Raw genomic sequence first — 18,789 nt, 5'->3', positions numbered from 1 at the left:
ACAGTCAGGGCACCTGTCAATCAACACCAGAAGTCACAAACAGTGCTGACAGTTGTACAAGCACATGCAATTCTGATGCAGATTGTACAACGGGACGCATGATCGAAACGCGACCGTAGATTTGAAAAGATCTGACAGAGAAAAAACCTCACAAAGACATGTGGGGTTTTTGTTTGACGGGAAGTATTTTTGGCGTATGATACATATATATATGGAAAATGATACAGCTAAAACTGAAGAAGAGTTGGTGATCATGAGTAAAGGATGTTCTCTATTGGCCGGTGTGATGCGTGCATTGGAGGAAAAGATTGCCATTGGTGTGACTGGATTGGAAATTGATGCTTTGGCAGAAAAAATGATCCGTGATGCAGGATGTGAGCCGGCCTTCAAAGGATATGGCGGTGAGGATGGAGAAATTCCGTTTCCCGCAACGATTTGCTTTTCGCTTAATGAGGGAATCGTGCACGGTATTCCATCCGAACGTGTTATTTGTGATGGTGATGTTGTAAAGATCGATATTGGGTTGCGATACAAAGGATACTATGCGGATATGGCGCGGACATTTCTGGTAGGAAATGTATCACAACAAGCACAAAAACTTGCAGATGTGACACAAAAAGCTTTTTTTAAGGGGATTGCAACGATCAGGCATGGATCAACATTGATGGATTATGCGCAAGCTGTGCAAAAACATGTAGAAAGAAATGGTTTTTCTGTGGTGAAGAATTTGGTGGGTCATGGCATTGGTAAACAATTGCATGAAGCACCGCAAATTCCCAATTATGTGAGCAAAAAAATACCAAACTTTGTTTTTGAAAAGGGGATGACTGTTGCAATTGAGCCAATGGTCAATGTGGGTGGCGAGGAAACACAAATTGCCAGTGACGGATGGGCATTTGAAACTGCAGATGGGAGCTTGAGTGCACATTATGAAAATACTCTCCTCGTCACCGCACATGGCGTGAATATTTTAACGCAATAAAAAATATGATATTGGGATTGGATTGGGGTGAAAAAAAGATCGGTGTAGCAGTTGTATATGAGGAAATGGCAATCGCATCTGTTGTGGGCACGGTAAAAAATGATACAGGTGTTTTTTGCGCTTTGACGGATATCGTACACAAATATGACATAACAAAAATTGTCATCGGAAAAAGTGCGCATATGTCACAAAATGATAATGTGGAAAAAATCGAATTATTCGGTATGTTGTGCAAAAAAAATCTTCATGTACCAGTTGTGTATGCAACTGAAATTTTTTCTACGCATCAGGCACAAATGAACTTAAAGGAAGCGGGCAAAAAAAAGATCGATGCCAATGACGATGGTGAATCTGCGCGTGTCATCCTGCAGAGCTATATAGATGCGCAAAATGAAAAAATATAGTATAATGAGAGGGTAAATTATTCACGTGTAATTTTTTTTGGTGTTATGGAAATGGAAAAAGTACAATTGTCGATCATCATTCCGGCATATAAGGAAGGGGATCGTATCGGCGTAAATTTACTTTCGATCAAAAGATATCTCGAAACAAAGGATTTGACCTATGAGATCCTTGTTATCGTTGATGGGTCACCAGATAATACGGCGGAAATCTCTCGTGGCTTTGCAGAACAAATTCCACATCTGCGTGTGATTGACAATCCACAAAACCATGGAAAAGGCTATGTTGTGCGACAAGGTCTTTTGGAAGCGCACGGAGATATTCGCGTATTTCTTGATGCGGATGGATCAACGTCAATCACGCATGTTGATCGTGCCCTCGCCCTTTTTGATGAGGGAGCGGATGTTGTCATTGGATCGCGTGATATTGCGGGAGCATATGTTCAAGTACATCAGCCACGATATCGAGAGGTGATGGGAGATATGGGAAACTGGCTGATCCGATTAGTTTTGGGTTTGTGGAAATTTCCTGATACGCAATGCGGATTCAAAGCGTTGCGTGCACACGCTGCCGGTGCGGTGGCATCGCGTATGGTGGTGGATCGTTTTGGTTTTGATTTTGAATTGATCGTTCTTGCGCGCAAATTAGGTTTCTCTGTAGTGCAAATGCCGGTGCGGTGGCTTAATGAGGAAGGCTCCACAGTGGGATTAACAGGTCCCAATGGATTTATTCAAGTTTTGGTTGACCTTTTCAAGACACGGTTTAGATTGTGGGGTGGAAAATATAAGATCAAAGATTTCAAAAAACAAAATATCAATGCATAATATTTTCGTCATGTGATAATTGCGTGACGAAGAAAGGTAAACAAAAATACATGATCAATATTTCTCTCGAAAATAAAAAAGAGTTGATGCATGATGCGCAGTTGCGTCATGATCTTTTGCGCGATGAGTGGGTAATTATTGCTGATAAGCGCGGAAAAAGACCGGTTGAATTTGCCGATCAAAGCGAGCATCAGCAGTATGATTCTGCACATGATGTTTTTTTACATCCGGAAGAGAGTGGGCAAGAGGAGGATTGCTTGATGTACAAAGATGAAAAGGGAGAATGGACGACGCGTGTTTTTTCCAATAAATTTCCCGCAGTCGAAGACATGGAAAAACAAAAAGATCTGTCAGATGGGCCGTATAAATCGATGGTTGCATGCGGGATACACGAAGTGGTGGTAACGCGCGATGGGCGTCGATCTTTTGCGCTTCTGGAGAAGCATGAATTGGCGGAGGTGATTGACGCATACCGAGAACGATATTTGGCCATCATGAATCAACGAGGAATCAGTAGCATCTCAATCTTTCACAATCACGGTAAGAAAGCCGGTGCATCTGTTGTGCATCCGCATTCGCAAATCATTGCCATTCCAGTCGTTACGCCGGCGGTGATGCGGGAAATTAATGCATGTGAAAAATATGCAAAGGCGCACAAAGAGCATCTTTTTGAAGTGATCGTGGAATATGAATTGGAGCGAGGCGTGAGAATTGTGTATACCAATGATAAATTTATTGTATACTGTCCATTCGCATCATCGCGTGCATTTCAAATGCGGATCGTGCCACGAGAAGTACAGCCCTATTTTGAAAGGATTACAGCAGAAGAGGAACTATTTCTTGCGGATGCGCTATTGCAAGCACTCAAGGCCTTGCATTTTGGATTGAATGATCCTGATTTTAATTATTACATTCATACAGCGCCATGCGATGGTCGTACGTATGAAGAATATAGCTATTATATCGATATTATGCCACGCACGCACGTGTATGGCGGGTTTGAGTATGCGACTGATATTGAAATAGTGCCAATGATGCCGGAAAAAGCGGCAGAATTTTTGCGAGAAGTTGTGGAACAACAGGGAGAACATAATTCATAATGGATGTACGGAACTATATGCAAAAACTGATCGTTGGAAACTTGAAAATGAATATGGAAAATGTCTCGCAAAGAGACATGTATTGTAAAGAATATGCAGAAGAAATTGCAAAATTAAAAACAAAACATGAGGTGGTGATCTGTCCGCCAGTCATTTATCTGGAATATTTTTGTCGTACGCTTGGACATGTGACAAAGATCGGCACACAGGACTGTTTTTGGGAGTTATACGGGAGTTATACTGGAAACACATCCCCCAAGTCAATTGTATCATTGGGTGCGCAGTATGTGATCATTGGACACAGTGAGCATCGGGAATTCAATCATGAAACGGATGAAGATGTGACAAAAAAAGCAAAGATCGCCTTGCGCGTGGGTCTTACGCCAATCGTTTGTGTGGGATTTCTCTCCCAGAATGATGAAATGGAAAGTATTCGCGAGCAGGTCAATGCTGTAGCTGAAAAATTGGATGCGGAGGAAGTTGTAAAAACGGTGTTTGCTTATGAGCCTGCGTGGGCAATTGGCAGTGGCAAAACGCCAACGAGTGATGAGATTCACACAGTCATAATGTTTATGCGATCGATCTTTGTACATCAGTATGGCAAAGAGGTGACGAGTAAGATCAAAATCATCTATGGCGGAAGTGTGGTGGCAGAGAATGTGGCAGATGTGTGCACAAAATCATACACGGATGGCGTACTTGTCGGACATGCGAGTTTATCTCCGGAAAATTTTATCCGTATTGTGCGGATGTTGAATTAAAAATTAAATAATATAAAAATATGACAAAAATAAGAATAGCAATCAATGGATTTGGGCGCATTGGACGTGCCGCGTTCCGTATTATGGTGGATCGTGCGGATTGTGAGATCGTTGCCGTGAATGATCTCACGGATACAAAGACGTTGGCACATCTTTTACAATATGATTCTGTTTTTCGCAAATACCCAAAAGTTGTGACATGCGATGAGAAAAATTTGATCGTAGACGGGCAAAAATTTTTGGTAACGGCGATTCCTGATCCGATGAAGTTGCCATGGCATGACTTGAATGTGGATATTGTATTGGAGTGTACGGGGCGATTTGAAAATGATGGTGCCGCATATGCGCATATTGATGCAGGTGCAAAGAGAGTTATTGTAAGCGCGCCGACAAAGGGTGGTGATATCGAAACATATGTGATCGGAGTGAAAACGCCGACAGAGAAGTCAACACGAGTGATCTCCAACGCATCGTGTACAACAAACTGTATTTCGCTGGTGATGAAGGTGATGCATGATACGTTTGGTGTGGAAAAATCTCTTATGACAACGGTACATTCATATACAGCAACACAGAAGATCATTGATGGACCGGATAGTGATTTGCGGCGTGCACGTGCGGCGGCGGTAAATATTGTGCCATCCACAACCGGTGCGGCAATTGCGACAACAGAAGTCATAACCGATTTAAAGGGAAAATTTGACGGTCTGGCAATGCGCGTGCCGACAATTGATGTATCAATCTCTGATGTGACGATGATCACAAAAAAAGATGTGACGGTCAAAGAAGTCAATAACGCATTTATTGTAGCCGCCGCAGGACCGCTTAAAGATATTCTCGGTGTCACGGATGAACCGCTGGTGTCAACGGATTTTATTGGGGACAGTCGCTCGAGCATTGTGGATCTTTCCCTCACAAAAGTGATTGGTGGCAATATGGTAAAAGTGATCGCATGGTATGACAATGAATGGGGCTACGCAAGCCGCTTGGTGGATATGGCTGTGATTTTCGGCAAGGTGCCACGGTAGTCGTTTTTGCGGTTGTCATTATTATTTTAAATTTCCTTGTATTTTATTGCATGTTATTCAGAATCTTTTAATATTGCAGGGTGTGAAATAAAAACCCCGCGCCCATGTGTGGGGTTTTAGTGTTTTGCATATACGGTTGGAGAGCGGTATAATAAAAATGTTGTATATCAAAAAATATGATAATTATTCCAGCGGTATTGGAGAAGGACAGTGAAGATGCTCTTCGTGTAATTAATATATTGCACGGCACAGTTGAGTGGATTCAAATTGATTTTTCCGACGGTACGATGACAAAGACAAACACATGTGATCTCTATGATTTTGTCGGGGAGGTTGATGATGTGAATATTGAGGTGCATCTCATGACAACTAGTCCGGAGGAATACCTCGATGCGTGTGATGCGATTGGGGCAAAAAGAGTATATTTTCATTTGGGCGAGGTGGAGAGTCCGTCGGCAGTTTTGCATGCGATGGATCCATATGATTTTACAAAAGGAATTGCGCTTTCCCCGCAAACGTCCACAGAAGATGTATTCCCATATATCGATGAGATCGATGCGGTGCAAGTCATGACGGTTGTGCCCGGGAAGCAGGGCGGTGAATTTATCGCAGACGCGCTCAAAAAGGTTGTTGACCTGCGCGAGAGAAGGTCTGATCTGTGGATTGCTGTGGATGGTGGGATCAATGAGGATACGATCGAGGAAATAGCAGACTGTGGCGTGGATGCTGTCGGCGTCGGTAGTGCGATCGCACGAGCGGGTAATCCGATCATGAGTTATCACACACTTGAGGAGCTTCTATAAAAAATAAAATTATGAAAAATACAAAAAAAGATCTGGAAAAGATCAATAAACTATTGCGGTATTGGATCCTCGACATGACAACTGTTGCAGGATCAGGACATCCGACGTCGTCATTGTCCGCAGTGGAGCTTATCAGTACATTATTGTTTGCAGGAGCGTTTCGTTTTGACGTGTCACATCCCGATGATGCGCACAATGATCGATTGATCTTTTCCAAAGGGCATGCGGCACCACTTCTCTATGCTTTGTGGGCGGTTGCCGGTGTAGTCAAACCGGGGGAGTTACATTCATTGCGTAAATTTGGCAGTCGACTCGAAGGTCATCCGACGATAGAATTTCCTTTTACAGAAGCACCGACGGGATCGCTCGGACAAGGGTTGTCCATCGGTATCGGTATGGCATTGGCGCAAAAAAATCTTGATCATACGGAGGCGCGGACGTTTGTGCTCCTGGGAGACAGTGAGATGGCGGAAGGACAGATATGGGAAGCAATGCAAATCGCAAGTCATTATAAACTGGATAATCTCGTGGCGATCGTTGATGCAAATCGGCTCGGACAACGCGGAGAAACAATGGTGGGGCATCATGTGGATATATATATGCAACGAGCACAGGCCTTTGGGTGGCGGACAGTCGTTGTGGACGGTCATGATGTGGAATATATTGCTCGCATCTATAAAGATGTCGTAGGAACGAGTAAAAAACCACTCATGATCATCGCAAAAACATACAAAGGAAAAGGCATTTCTTTTTTGGAGGACAAACATAGCTGGCATGGAAGAGTGCTTACAGAACAGGAATTTGCTGATGCAGTCATGGAATTGGGCGAGATTGATTTCTCTGTGCGTGGAGAGATCACTGTGCCGAAAAATGCAAAGAAAGAAAAAGTCAATCGGTGTACCAGTGTCCATTATGTGATGCCACAATACGACAATGAAAAAAAATATGCCACCCGCGATGCCTATGGTGATGCTCTTGTGCAGATCATGCAAAAGAATAAAAAGGTTGTCGTGCTGGATGCCGAAGTGAGCAATTCCACACGTGTGGAAAAAGTGCGAGAATATTTTCCCGAGAGATTTTTTGAGATGTATATCGCAGAACAAAATATGATCAGTGTTGCGGTGGGATTGTCGCGACGAGGATATCATCCGTTCGTATCGAGCTTTGCGGCCTTTTTGACACGGGCGCATGATCAGATACGGATGGCACAATACAGTGATGTAAATATGACGATCGTCGGTTCTCATGCCGGCGTGTCTGTCGGAGAGGATGGAAGTTCGCAGATGAGTGTGGATGATGTCGGGATGATGCGTGCAATGTTCGGTTGCGCGGTGTATTGTCCATCAGACATCATATCGGCACATGCTGTTTTGGATTTTGTGCAAAATTCTCCCGGCATTTCATATGTACGCATGATGCGAGAAGAGTTGCCGATCATATACACACAGAAAAAAGACATGATCACGAAAGGGATGAATATCGTGAGAAAAAGTGATCATGATCGTATTGCAATTATCGGATCCGGTGTCACAGTGCATGAGGCATTAAAAGTGTATGGAGCACTCGCATATGGTCGTGTCGCTTTGCGCGTGATCGATCTCGTGCGCATTGCGCCGTTTGATTGGGATCTGTTGCGGAAGATCATCGGGACGATCCCGCATGTCATTGTTGCGGAGGATCATGTGCGCTCAGGGGGTATCGGAGAGGCTGTGGCACTTGCACTTTCCGGAACGCGATCTCGCGTTGTGTCGCTGTGTGTAGAAAAAATCCCGCATAGTGGTACAGCGGAAGAATTGCGTGCATATGAAAAAATTAATTTTGATGCTATGATGAACGAAGTTCACTTGATAAACAAAAGGTATGATCGATAAAAAAAAACAATTGACATTTACCGTAAAAGGAGAAAAAATGCACGTTCCGATCAATCGCGAAAGAGAATTTTTATCACCAAAAACGGTGGAATCAGAGAAATATTCCAGCGGATTGTCGTGGCGTGTTTTAAAAATTCAATCGGAATTTGTCAAAGGGCATGATTTTTTGTCTAATTTTGACAAGGCGGCAAGCATCTTTGGAAGTGCGCGACTGGGCTTTGACCACGAAATCTATCAAGAAGCTGAGAGACTGGCACGTAAACTCGCGGAGCAGGGGTTTGCGGTTTTTACCGGTGGGGGTCCCGGTATTATGGAAGCGGCAAATAAGGGAGCATTTGAAGCCGGCGGACGCAGCGTGGGCATCAACATCAATCTGCCGGAGCACGGTGTGACAGAGCGACGCAATCCATATATCACAGATGCAGAAGCATTTGATTTCTTTTTTTCTCGCAAAGTGATCCTCTCTTTTGCGTCGCAGGTTTACATCTTTTTTCCGGGAGGATTTGGTACACTAGATGAGCTTTTTGAGATGTTGACGCTCATTCAGACCAAAAAGACAAGTCCAATTCCTGTGATCTTGGTCAACCGTGATTTCTGGCAACCTCTTATGGATTGGATTCGTGGTGTCGTGTGGGGTAAAAATCGCGCCATTACAGAAGAGGATATGAATCTCTATCATCTCGTGGATACGGCAGATGAAGCGTGTGCGTTGATCAGCTCATGTTTGGCTACTAATAAAGAAGATGAAAATGATGAGCTATGAGTAAAGAAATCATCAAAACAACCGGTGATATCGAAGAGTTTTCTTTGGAGAAGTTGGCGCAGTCGATCGAGCGTGCCGGTATTAACGCACAGAAAGCGCAAGAGATTGCGTTGGATATTTTTGCGAGGACAGATCTCAAGACGACCACTGATGTCCATGAGGCAACATATGAAAAATTGAAAGAAAATTATCGTCCGGTCGCGGCACGATATAATCTCAAAAGAGCACTCATGGAACTGGGTCCGAGCGGGTTTCCTTTTGAGCAATTCTTTGCACGACTTTTAGAAGCAAATGGCTATACGACATCAACAAATCGAACGGTGCGCGGTCTGTGTGTTGAACATGAGATTGATGTGATGGCGTACAAGGATGAGAGGCATTTTATTTTTGAATGCAAATTTCACAATCACTTGGGATACAAAAGTGATGTGCAAACGGTATTGTATATGAAGGCGCGTTTTGATGATATTAAGGCGAAGTGGAATACTGTGCACGAGGGGAGAGATGGACACTTGCATAAGTTGTGGATCGTGACGAACACACAATTTACTTCGCAAGCGGAAGAGTACGCAAAGTGCGTGGGGATCGAGCTCATGAGCTGGCGGTATCCAAAGGGAAACAGTTTGGCGGAACTTATCGATAAGGCGGGTATTCATCCTGTTACAGCAATCACCAAACTCACGCATCGGCAAAAAGAATACTTGGTCAATCATGGTGTTGTGTTGTGTCGAGAAATAGAACAAAAACAAGATATCTTGAAAAGGGCGGGCGTACATGGGCACAAACTCGCGCAGGTGATCTCCGAAGCGCGCGCGATCATCGATCTCAAGGATCGATCTTCTGTAGCGTAAGCGTATGGGAGTCTTTTATAAAACAGTTATGTTTTTGTCAGCCCTCACCCCAGCCCTCTCCCTCTAGGGAGAGGGGGATTTGTTGATTTACAAGTGTTTTTGGATGTTAAGCCAAAATATTGACAAAATGGCAATTTAGGTGTACAATTAAAAATTAGTTCCTTAATATGAAAAAGGGAGGTTTTGTTCTGCTTTTAAGGCTAGGTGCTCTATTTTTTTATATGTTTGCAAAACCGAAGAGGCAGGCTACAAGCCTGCTCTTGCTTGGTGCCTTACTGTGAAAAATTGTGTATTTGCTGTAGCAGAAAGGATTTTTTATCATCTTGGTGATGAAAATTTTTTCTGCTGTGGCAAAACTATAGTGGTTAGCCAGAAGCAATATTAAAAAATAGCGAAGGAGGAACCACCATGCCGAGAGACAAACAAGTGCGTGGAACCGCCTTCCAGCAAATGCCTGGGTGGTACATTGAATTTCAAATGGCAGTGCTTCGAGCATTGCCCCGCGACATTCCGCAGGAAGTTGCGGATAAGTTGAGAAAGGATGGACAAGGTCTATCTGAAAATCTTCGCGGGATTCTTATTTCTGAGAAATTAGTAATTCCCGGTCGTTTTTTTATGAGGGTAACACTAGGCATGTATTCGAATAATGCCGATCTTCAGCAAGCAATCATGTCTAGTGGAAAAATGATTGATGACTATGTGAAACAAGCTCTCAGAAAAATCAAAATCAGCTCGAAAAAAATCTCAAAAAGAATCGATGTTGATCTCTGGGAAGTGTCTGGTGCAGAATTAGGCTTTGTTAAATCCGCACCTTTTAGTGAAATTTGTAAACAGGCTCACAAACTCGGATTCGATCTGTGTCCAGCAGAAGCAATCGCTTTAGCTCGCATGCAATGCAACGATATAAAATGTCGTGTGGGAGGGATGAATCCGATTTCCGACTCTAATGTTTTGCGTTTACTCACTCTCGATGGTCATGGTGCTGTTCCTTGGTTCAGCTCACGTTATGGCAATCCTGACGATGTATGGCATCCTAGCCAAGTCTGGCTGTTTGCCCGCCCTCGGCGTAAGCAGTAGTTTCTCCAGACTTTATTTCTTGAACCTTTAGATTATTTGAAACTTTGTCTTTCAATCATGAAAAAAATGAGCATCGTGCTGTATTTCACACGATGCTCTTTAATTTTGTGGTACAATAAAAAGTGATGGCGGACAAAATATGAGAACCTCGTCGGTTATCTTGATTTATTTTGTAAGTTTGGTATACTGTGCAAGTGACAATTTTGTCTTTTTGATAAAAGTCTGTAGAGGGGCGACTATAGTTCAGCGGTTAGAACATCGGTTTGTGGTACCGAGGATCTGGGTTCGATTCCCAGTAGTCGCCCCTGTGCAGATTTTTCTTTTTTTGGGGGAAGGGCAAGAGCAGGTTTGTAACCTGCTCTTGTTTGTTTTCTGTTTGAGAAAATTGTGAACCTAAAAATCCCCCTCAGTCCCCCTTTACAAAAGGGGGAGGTTTTTAATCCTCCTCATTTCCTCTTTACAAAAAAAGTGGGGTGGTATCATTATTACGAAGGTGTGGCATTTTTTATATGTCTGGAAAATATGAGGAGCAGGTTATAAAACCCGCTCCTGCTAGAAACCTGCTCCTGCTTTCAGTGCAGAGTGGTTTAGTTTTTCAGAGAGTAGGAGGAGATCGTGTTTTGTGATGTGATGTAGGCGGTTTCGGATTTTTCATCGACGGCAAGCGATGTCGCCTGTGCGAAATTATCGTGAACATATTTGTCACTGATCGCGCCGTTTTTCTTATCGATTTTGTAGAGCATTTTGCTTGCCGTATCAACGATCCACAAGAAATTCATGTCCCTTGTTGTAAGGAGGAGGGAGGGATGTGTGATCGTCGGGTCAAGGGTAGTAGTGTCTTTGTTGCCTTGCGTGAATTGTGTGACAGATGTGTCTTGCGCCACATAGATGCTTTCTCCAATTGCCAGCGATGTGATCGTTTTAAAATCAAACGGTTTTTTGAGCCAATCCTTGCCTTCATCAAATCCGCCTTCAATACGCACATAGCGTCGGATCATTGTGTCATCTGCGATATAGAGATAGGTCATAAATGTGCCGATGCCTTTGATCTTTGTGTGATCAAGTGTGGGGATATTGTCTTGTTTGATGAATTTGGGTGATGCGGGACTAAAGGAGTACATACGGTCAGTGTCTGTGATGACAAAGATCATGTTGAGATCCGGCATTGACGTGGTAAGGGCGATATTTCCCGCGTCATTGGGAAGGGAGATGCGCTGTTTTTCTTGTGTGATGATTGTGAGAGCATTTTTTTCTACACCGATGACTGTGGCATTTACAACAACAACTGATGAAAGAGTGGTGGACTCCATGAGTGACGTTGGAGTTAAGGCAGGTTTTTCTGTCGGTGTTTCTGCCGGTGCGACAGGTGCCGGTGTTGATATTTGTGATTGTGATTGTTCCTCTGTTTTTGGAGCTGTTTCAGAGGATTTTTTTTGTTGCGGGGAGGAGATCAGTTTAAAGATCAGTGGCACGATAATGATCGCACCAATCACACCAATCGTGATCAGCTTTGTCTTTTTGTGCATGGCGTGCCATGCGGAGAGGATGTTGTGAAAATTTGGGAGAAATGTTTTTTTGCGTACGTCGTCGGACTCGGTAAATTTTTGTGGTGTGTATGATGCTTGTTGCGGATATAAATTTTCTTCGTCTGATAGTTCTGTACAATGACGCACTTTACTTATATATTTTTTGCAGGACAGGACAATGTTTGCAGTGAGGTGACGCATGGAAGAAAAAGCAGAGATCGCATAGGTTTTTAGTTTTGCCCAATACAATGCGATCTGTGACGGAGCGTTTTCTTCAAAGATATTATCGTGATCCTGCGCCTCCTCTTGTAAAGGAGAATCGGGAGTGTTTTTTGATGCGGACATCTTTCGTGAAAAAAGTTTTTTTTGTTTGCGGGCTTTTTTCTTGAGAAATTCACCGGTATCTGAAAAAAAGTCAGAAACGGTATCAAGAGGAGAGGCTTTTTGGGGTATTTCATCGGATCCGTGGATATGAATATGACCTGTGCGGGGATCAGTGTAATCTTGCGGAGCGTCGTTCAATAAACCTTCGATGTCAATTGGTGTATCAGAGGGTGTGGATTCGTCCGGTTTTTTTTCAAAAGCATCTGCGCCAAAAAAATTTTGTGGAAGAGCCTTCATTTGTGGCTGTGTGGTTTGTGCCACAGATGTTGGTTTTTCTACAACATCAATGATCGTTGTTGATGCAATGGAACATTCATTTGTAAGAACGGTCTCAATGAATTGGATAAAATTCTTTTGCCCCATGCGCGTAGCATTTTTTTGAAGTTCATTGAATGAGACGAGTTCGAGTAATTCTTGTGATGTCACGATGATCTTGTCATATGCGCAGAGGTCGCCACTGGAGATGTCTGCAAAAGTTTTGAGTGGATAGTCTGCAGCCTCGGGTGATGCAAGTCCATCGCTGATATTGAGAAGGGTGTCGCCACGCAGGAGGATGACCGTGGCGTTACCGGTTATGCTGAAGTGAATTGTCTGATCATCGATCACACAAACCGCACCATCAATTGTGCCAAGCCAATCAACGTTGCCGATATTGGCGAGTTCTTCCAGAGCACGATTGATGTGGTGCAGTGTGGATTCAAATTTTTCTTCAATAGTTTTTTGTGTGGGGGAGAAATAATGTTTTTTGATCTCCGATGCGAGGAAGTTCACAATGTTTTCCGAGGAGACAGAATGGTCGCGTACGATGAAAAAGCCAAAGATCGTACCGAGATTTTTTTGTGTAAAATTGATGCTTGTGTAGTTGAATTGTTCAATGAAAGCGCGACGTTTTGCATTTTTCACGACAAAAACATTCGACACGTCTGTGCTGAATAATGTGGCCCCTTTCTTACATGGTATATTGTTTTGCAAAACCATAAATTATTATATATGGTAATTATACAAAGAATTTCGTACAAGTGCAAAGTATTGAAAGAATCTGCTTCTTGAATTTAAAAGGATTTGATAGTACACTGGATACAAGCAGGGAGGGGGAGTAGGTAATTTTTTGATGAAGTGCATATATGCCAGAGATATTAGAACATTTATTCGGGTCACGTTCACGTTCACGGATCATGCGATTTTTCATTTTAAATCCGGGGAAAGAAGTGACGATGGCAGAATTAAAAGAACGAATGAGTGTGGATGGTCGCCGCGTACGAGCGGATATCAATATGCTTCTCAAAGTGGGTTTTATTACGCAGGTTGTTCGTAAGAAAGAGAAATTTTTTTCTTTTAATGAATCATTCCCATATTATGTGGAATTGCGAAACCTTTTTATCAAGGCAAATACATATCCGCAGTGCAAAGAGTTAAAGAAAATTGAAGAGGTAGGTCGTGTAAAGTTGGTGTTGATCAGTGGCGTGTTTCTTAATTATGACAAGGCAAGACTCGACATTCTTATTGTGTGTGACGATCTCAATCGCCCGAAACTTGTCAAAGCAATTGAGGCGGTTGAAGCGGAGGTGGGTCGTGAAGTGCGGTATATGGCAATGACGAGTGATGAATTGAATTATCGTCTTGACATGATGGACCGATTTTTGATGGATGTTTTAGGTTCTCCACATGATCTTGTGATAAACAAGGTGCCAAAATTACAAAAATTCATTCTCAGTCTTCGCAAATAATTATTTGAGAGTTTTTTCATGGTCATTGTATACATCCTTTTGAGCGTTCTTATCATCCTTGCCATTTTGATATTGGTGTCGCTTTTGCGGTCCGGGCATGGCGTGCAGAACAATGAGCGCTTGGGCGCGGTATCGCAGCAGATCAGCGATATGAATATGACAAATGATCGTATGCGCATATCCATTGAGCAGAACCTTGAGCGTATTCATCAAGCGGGACAAAATCAGTTTCGTGAGGCGCGTGCAGTGATCAGCGAGATCACACAAAAGTCAGATCGATTGATCGATCATGTCAATCGTCGACTTGGTGATCTGGATCGTACCAATCAGCGTATTGTTGATTTTTCAGAACAGTTGCGCGATTTGCAGGATATATTGCGTAATCCGAAGCAAAGAGGTGTGTTGGGGGAGGTTATTTTGGAGCATGTTCTTTCCAACGTTTTGCCACCGGATACATTTCGCATGCAGTATGCTTTTTCGAGCGGTGAGATCGTGGATGCCGTTGTTTTTGTGAAGGACAAGGTTATCCCCATTGATTCCAAATTTTCTCTGGAAAATTATGAACGTGTAATGAATGCCGGCGCAAACGATAATATTACGGCATTGAAACAGCAATTCCGACAAGACCTTAAAAAGAGGATCGATGAAACGTCAAAATATATCCGTCCCGATGAGGGGACGACGGAATTTGCTTTTATGTTCATCCCGTCAGAAGCGATCTATTATGACTTGCTTGTTAACAAAGTTGGTGATATAAACATGATTGAGTATGCATTCAAAGATCGGCACGTCGTTGTGGTGTCACCAACATCATTTTTGGCGTATTTGCAGACAGTTTTACATGGATTGCGAGCGATGGAGATTGAAGAAAATGCCAAACACATCAAATTGCGCGTTGAACAGCTGAGTAAACACTGGCTCGCTTTTGAAACATATATTCAAAAAATGGGCAGAACATTGCAGACAACGGTGAGTCATTTCAACAAGGCATATAGTGAACTGGGAAAGGTTGATCGTGATGTGATGCGGATCACAGAGCGCGCGGAACAGGATATTATCGTGGAACATGTGGATAAACCGGAACTTGATCTCTAAAATACTATGAAGCAAAGAAATTTTTTATACAGAAATATTTTTAATGACATTGCATATTGGCATAATGCAATCGTGCATTGGGTCGCTATTGCAACATTTCTTATCAATGTGATCGTGTGGTGTGCGTTTCTTTTTTATGTGCATCCATCTGATGTACCGATTCGATTGCAATACAATGTTTTTTTTGGGACAAGTCTTCATGCATTGTGGTGGCATGCATATATTTTGGCGTGTGCAGGACTGGTTTTTTTCATGGTTGATCTGATCGTGGGGTATGTCCTATATAACGCGAAGGAGCGTGTTGCCGCCTACATTGTCCTACTGGGAGCGCTTTTTGCCAATGTGGCATTGCTCATTGCGGCGATTAGCATCGTATTCAATAATTTTTTCTTATAAATCGCATCATGTTTATCTTTCCAAACCCACAAACAAAGGATCCGCAGGAGCGGCGTGCACAAAGAACATTGGAGGTTATTCCCGCGCTTCTTACGTGGTTCACGCTTATTGGCATGGTGGTGTTTTCCTTTCTTGTTCCGATGTGGATGGCGGTTTTGGTGATTGCTTTTGATATTTATTGGATCCATCGCACGATCTTTATTGCATACTATTCTGTCAAGGCGTATCGACGACTGCAAAGAGGGCGCACGATCGATTGGTTCGATCGGTGTACGAAAGTCGGTGAAAAAGATGAATACATCCAAGAAATATCAAAAAGAATTGTTGATGAAAAAAAACAATTGCAAATGGTTGCAACACGCAATGAGAAAAAACTGTTGCAGCGTGATATTCGGGAAAATAGGTTTTTATTGAAAAAATTGCGCAGGATCAATACGGAGGAAATTATGGACTGGAGAGATATTATCCATGTTGTTATGTTGCCGACAGCAACAGAAGATGCGGCAAATATTGATCCGGCAATCGCTTCGATTGCTGAGAGTAAATATCCGTGTAACAAGATTATCATTCTCTTGGCAACGGAGGAGAGAGAAAATGAAGAGAGGCGGGTAAAAAAGGTGGATTTTCTTACAAAAAAATATGCGGGAGTTTTTCGTGATTTCCTGGTGACAACACATGAGGTTATGGATGGGGAAATGAAATGTAAAGCATCAAATGCAACGTACGCGGCAAAAAAATTACGTACATATCTTGATAAACATCATATCGACTATGAGAGAGTGATCTTTTCAAATTTTGATTGTGAGAGTGTGGTGCATCCGCAATATTTTGCGGCATTGACGTATGAATACATCATAGAACCAAAACGATTGCAACGCGCATATCAACCAATTCCGCTCTATCACAATAATCTATGGGACACAAATGCATTTGTGCGGGTGATCGTGACGAGCTCATCGTTTTGGCACATGTTTCAAAGTACGCGCAGAGAGATGGTGACATTTTCTTCACACTCTGAGCCGTTCAAGACACTCATTGATGTTGATTATTGGCCGGTGAATATGATCAGTGAAGACTCCATTATCTATTGGAAAGGATATAGTTTATATGACAGTGATTATTACGTGCAACCAATTTATCTGCCAATCTCAATGGATGCGGTTTTGGCTGATACATATATCGGTACGATCAAAAACCAATACAAACAAAAGAGGCGCTGGGCATACGGTATAGAGAATTTTCCCGTGGTTATGCGTGCGATTTGGCCAAATAAAAAGATCAAGACGACAGAGAAGCTAAAAAATGCTTTTGAGATGTTGGAGGGGCATCATTCGTGGGCGACAGCGCCGTTTATTTTGGCGTTTTTGGGATGGCTACCTCTGATTTTGGGTGGTAATGCGTTCAATCAGAGCAATGTGGCGCATCTCCTGCCGTTTGTGACGCGCTTTCTCATGGCGTTAGCGATGTTTGGCTTAGTAATATCTGTTTCACTATCATTATTTCTGCTACCCAAAAAACCAGATCGGTATTCTCGTAACAGATATGCACATATGGTATTGCAATGGCTCTTGGTGCCGATCATTGCACCGACACTTGGCGCAATTCCGGCGATTGACTCGCAGACACGTATTCTGTTCAAAAAATATTTTACGGAATTTTGGGTAACGGAAAAAACCATTAAGAAATAAAACAATGGATCACGGCGCGCTGTTTTATGTGCAACCATTTCTTCTGAGTATGTGTATATCGGCGTTTCTTTGCTTTGTGATCATTCATGTTTTTCGCAGGATCATCATACGGGATGGGCGAAGCGGTGGAAAATATCTGCATGATAATACCATATCGCGTTTTGGCGGTGGAGCGATCATCTCTGCTTTTATGATCACGTTGTTTACCAATCAATATCTGGTTTTTGATCAACTGGTGTGGGCGATGGCTTGCGGTGGTATGGCGATCTTTTTTATTGGAATCCTTGATGACCTCAAGTCATTGAGCTGGAAGTCTCAGATATTTTTTCAAATTGCACTTGTATTGATGATCTTTATTTTTGGTGTGCGCATCTTTCATATTACCAATCCTTTTGGCGGTATCATAAAATTGGCGCACGGTGACTTTTTTTTGTTCAGTCTCATTTTTATGTTGTGTTGGATCGTTTTTGTGATGAATGCCGTAAATTGGTCGGATGGCATTGACGGGTTATCCGGCGGTATTTCATGTATTGCAGCGTTAACTCTTTTTATCATTGCATTGAAGCCACAGGTATTTCAACCGCCAATTGCGATCATTGCGATCATTTTTGCCGGAAGCGTCGCCGGTTTTTTGATATTTAATTTTCCACAGGCAAAGATCTTTGCCGGATCAAGCGGATCATTTTTTATGGGTTTTATCTTGGCAATTTTGGCGATTGCTGCCGGTGCAAAGATTGGCACAACTCTTTTGGTGCTGGGTGTGCCACTTATGGATGCTTTGTGGGTGATTGGGAGTCGCTTGTATTCCGGACGGTCGATTTTTCATGGTGATCGTGAACATTTGCATCACAGGCTTCTTCGTCGTGGATGGGGTGTAAAAAAAGTGTTATTATTGTATTATGGGATTACGATTTTCTCTGCTACAGTGGCAATTATTACACAGTCAATTAATAAATTTATGATTTTTTTGATCCTGTGCTGCATTGTGATAATATTTTTTGTTATGATATCATATGAAACAAAAAAACAAACAGTTGCGTAAGATACTTGCGAGTATAGGGATTGTTATCGGGATATCTTGCATTGTGTACTTTTTTGTCCAAAAGGAAAAGGGGCATGAGCCACGTATAAAGATTGGGAATCAAAAAGTCACACTTGATGTTGCTGTGACGGAGCAAGAGAAAATGCAGGGTCTCAGTGGACGGACGGCGCTTTGCGATGCATGTGGCATGCTTTTCGTTTTTGACAGTGCAATGCCACAAACATTTTGGATGAAGGACATGCTCTTTGATATTGATGTTTTATGGATCGATCAAAATACTATTGTTGGTTTGCAGAAGGATATATCACACAAAAGGCAAGAAAAAGAAGTTTTTGTTTCGTCGAAACCTGCTGATAAAGTAGTGGAGCTGCCTGCAGGTTTTATTGACACACATCATGTCTGGGTGGGTCAAATTGTGGATTTTTCAGATATTTACAGCTCCAATGATGGTTTTTGAAAATATATGTTA

At 42.6% G+C, this 18,789-nt stretch carries 18 protein-coding genes and 1 tRNA gene; 18 read left to right on the top strand and 1 reads right to left on the bottom strand.

The window, feature by feature from the left end:
• The first annotated feature begins 196 nt into the window (after positions 1-196).
• The 12 genes from map to WC819_06320 all read left to right on the top strand — a co-directional run bounded on the left by map (position 197) and on the right by WC819_06320 (position 10,766).
• Entirely contained in the window at positions 197-982 is a 786-nt protein-coding gene (map, locus tag WC819_06375; protein MFA5986942.1) for a type I methionyl aminopeptidase, read from the top strand.
• Positions 983-987: 5 nt separating this feature from the next.
• Positions 988-1,386: a Holliday junction resolvase RuvX gene (gene ruvX, locus WC819_06370; protein MFA5986941.1), complete on the top strand. Its 399-nt coding sequence runs from the start codon at positions 988-990 to the stop codon at positions 1,384-1,386.
• A gap of 51 nt (positions 1,387-1,437) precedes the next feature.
• Positions 1,438-2,208, top strand: a complete 771-nt coding sequence (locus WC819_06365) for a dolichyl-phosphate beta-glucosyltransferase (protein ID MFA5986940.1) — start codon at positions 1,438-1,440, stop codon at positions 2,206-2,208.
• 23 nt (positions 2,209-2,231) lie between these two features.
• Entirely contained in the window at positions 2,232-3,308 is a 1,077-nt protein-coding gene (locus tag WC819_06360; protein ID MFA5986939.1) for a DUF4921 family protein, read from the top strand.
• A complete protein-coding gene (gene tpiA, locus WC819_06355; protein ID MFA5986938.1) occupies positions 3,308-4,069 on the top strand; it encodes a triose-phosphate isomerase in 762 nt (253 codons plus the stop codon). Before WC819_06360 ends, tpiA begins: the two co-directional genes overlap by 1 nt.
• Positions 4,070-4,089: 20 nt before the next feature.
• Entirely contained in the window at positions 4,090-5,097 is a 1,008-nt protein-coding gene (gap, locus tag WC819_06350; GenBank protein ID MFA5986937.1) for a type I glyceraldehyde-3-phosphate dehydrogenase, read from the top strand.
• A gap of 176 nt (positions 5,098-5,273) precedes the next feature.
• The gene (locus WC819_06345) at positions 5,274-5,900 is read left to right on the top strand and encodes a hypothetical protein (protein ID MFA5986936.1); all 627 of its coding nucleotides are present in this window, start codon (positions 5,274-5,276) and stop codon (positions 5,898-5,900) included.
• A gap of 11 nt (positions 5,901-5,911) precedes the next feature.
• On the top strand, positions 5,912-7,771 hold the full coding sequence (locus WC819_06340; GenBank protein ID MFA5986935.1) for a transketolase: 1,860 nt from the start codon (positions 5,912-5,914) through the stop codon (positions 7,769-7,771).
• Complete coding sequence (locus WC819_06335; GenBank protein MFA5986934.1) at positions 7,761-8,534, top strand: TIGR00730 family Rossman fold protein; 774 nt, start codon at positions 7,761-7,763, stop codon at positions 8,532-8,534. Before WC819_06340 ends, WC819_06335 begins: the two co-directional genes overlap by 11 nt.
• A complete protein-coding gene (locus WC819_06330; GenBank protein ID MFA5986933.1) occupies positions 8,531-9,385 on the top strand; it encodes a restriction endonuclease in 855 nt (284 codons plus the stop codon). The genes WC819_06335 and WC819_06330 overlap by 4 nt, the downstream gene beginning before the upstream one ends.
• A 408-nt stretch (positions 9,386-9,793) precedes the next feature.
• A complete protein-coding gene (locus tag WC819_06325; GenBank protein ID MFA5986932.1) occupies positions 9,794-10,462 on the top strand; it encodes a hypothetical protein in 669 nt (222 codons plus the stop codon).
• A 232-nt stretch (positions 10,463-10,694) separates the two neighbouring features.
• Positions 10,695-10,766, top strand: a tRNA-His gene (locus WC819_06320).
• 283 nt (positions 10,767-11,049) lie between these two features.
• Here the strand turns inward: WC819_06320 and WC819_06315 are convergent.
• Positions 11,050-13,275, bottom strand: a complete 2,226-nt coding sequence (locus WC819_06315; GenBank protein MFA5986931.1) for a hypothetical protein — start codon at positions 13,273-13,275, stop codon at positions 11,050-11,052.
• A 221-nt stretch (positions 13,276-13,496) separates the two neighbouring features.
• Between WC819_06315 and WC819_06310 the strand changes: the two genes are divergently transcribed.
• The 6 genes from WC819_06310 to WC819_06285 are packed head-to-tail and all read left to right on the top strand — an operon-like array spanning position 13,497 to position 18,777.
• Positions 13,497-14,099, top strand: coding sequence for a hypothetical protein (locus WC819_06310; protein ID MFA5986930.1), 603 nt, complete (start codon positions 13,497-13,499; stop codon positions 14,097-14,099).
• A gap of 18 nt (positions 14,100-14,117) precedes the next feature.
• Positions 14,118-15,194, top strand: a complete 1,077-nt coding sequence (locus WC819_06305) for a DNA recombination protein RmuC (protein MFA5986929.1) — start codon at positions 14,118-14,120, stop codon at positions 15,192-15,194.
• A gap of 6 nt (positions 15,195-15,200) precedes the next feature.
• Positions 15,201-15,590 carry a hypothetical protein gene (locus tag WC819_06300; GenBank protein MFA5986928.1) on the top strand — a complete coding sequence of 130 codons (390 nt, stop codon included), beginning with the start codon at positions 15,201-15,203 and terminating at the stop codon, positions 15,588-15,590.
• A gap of 8 nt (positions 15,591-15,598) precedes the next feature.
• Positions 15,599-17,278, top strand: coding sequence for a hypothetical protein (locus tag WC819_06295; GenBank protein ID MFA5986927.1), 1,680 nt, complete (start codon positions 15,599-15,601; stop codon positions 17,276-17,278).
• A 4-nt stretch (positions 17,279-17,282) separates the two neighbouring features.
• Positions 17,283-18,320 (top strand): MraY family glycosyltransferase, encoded by a 1,038-nt coding sequence (locus WC819_06290; protein MFA5986926.1) that lies wholly within the window; start codon positions 17,283-17,285, stop codon positions 18,318-18,320.
• The gene (locus tag WC819_06285) at positions 18,292-18,777 is read left to right on the top strand and encodes a DUF192 domain-containing protein (GenBank protein MFA5986925.1); all 486 of its coding nucleotides are present in this window, start codon (positions 18,292-18,294) and stop codon (positions 18,775-18,777) included. Before WC819_06290 ends, WC819_06285 begins: the two co-directional genes overlap by 29 nt.
• Positions 18,778-18,789: the final 12 nt, after the last annotated feature.

Source organism: Parcubacteria group bacterium, assembly GCA_041660065.1.
Taxonomy (GTDB): Bacteria; Patescibacteriota; Minisyncoccia; order Moranbacterales.
Note: the sequence above shows the minus strand (reverse complement) of the source record. Positions and strands in the feature narration are given on the sequence as shown.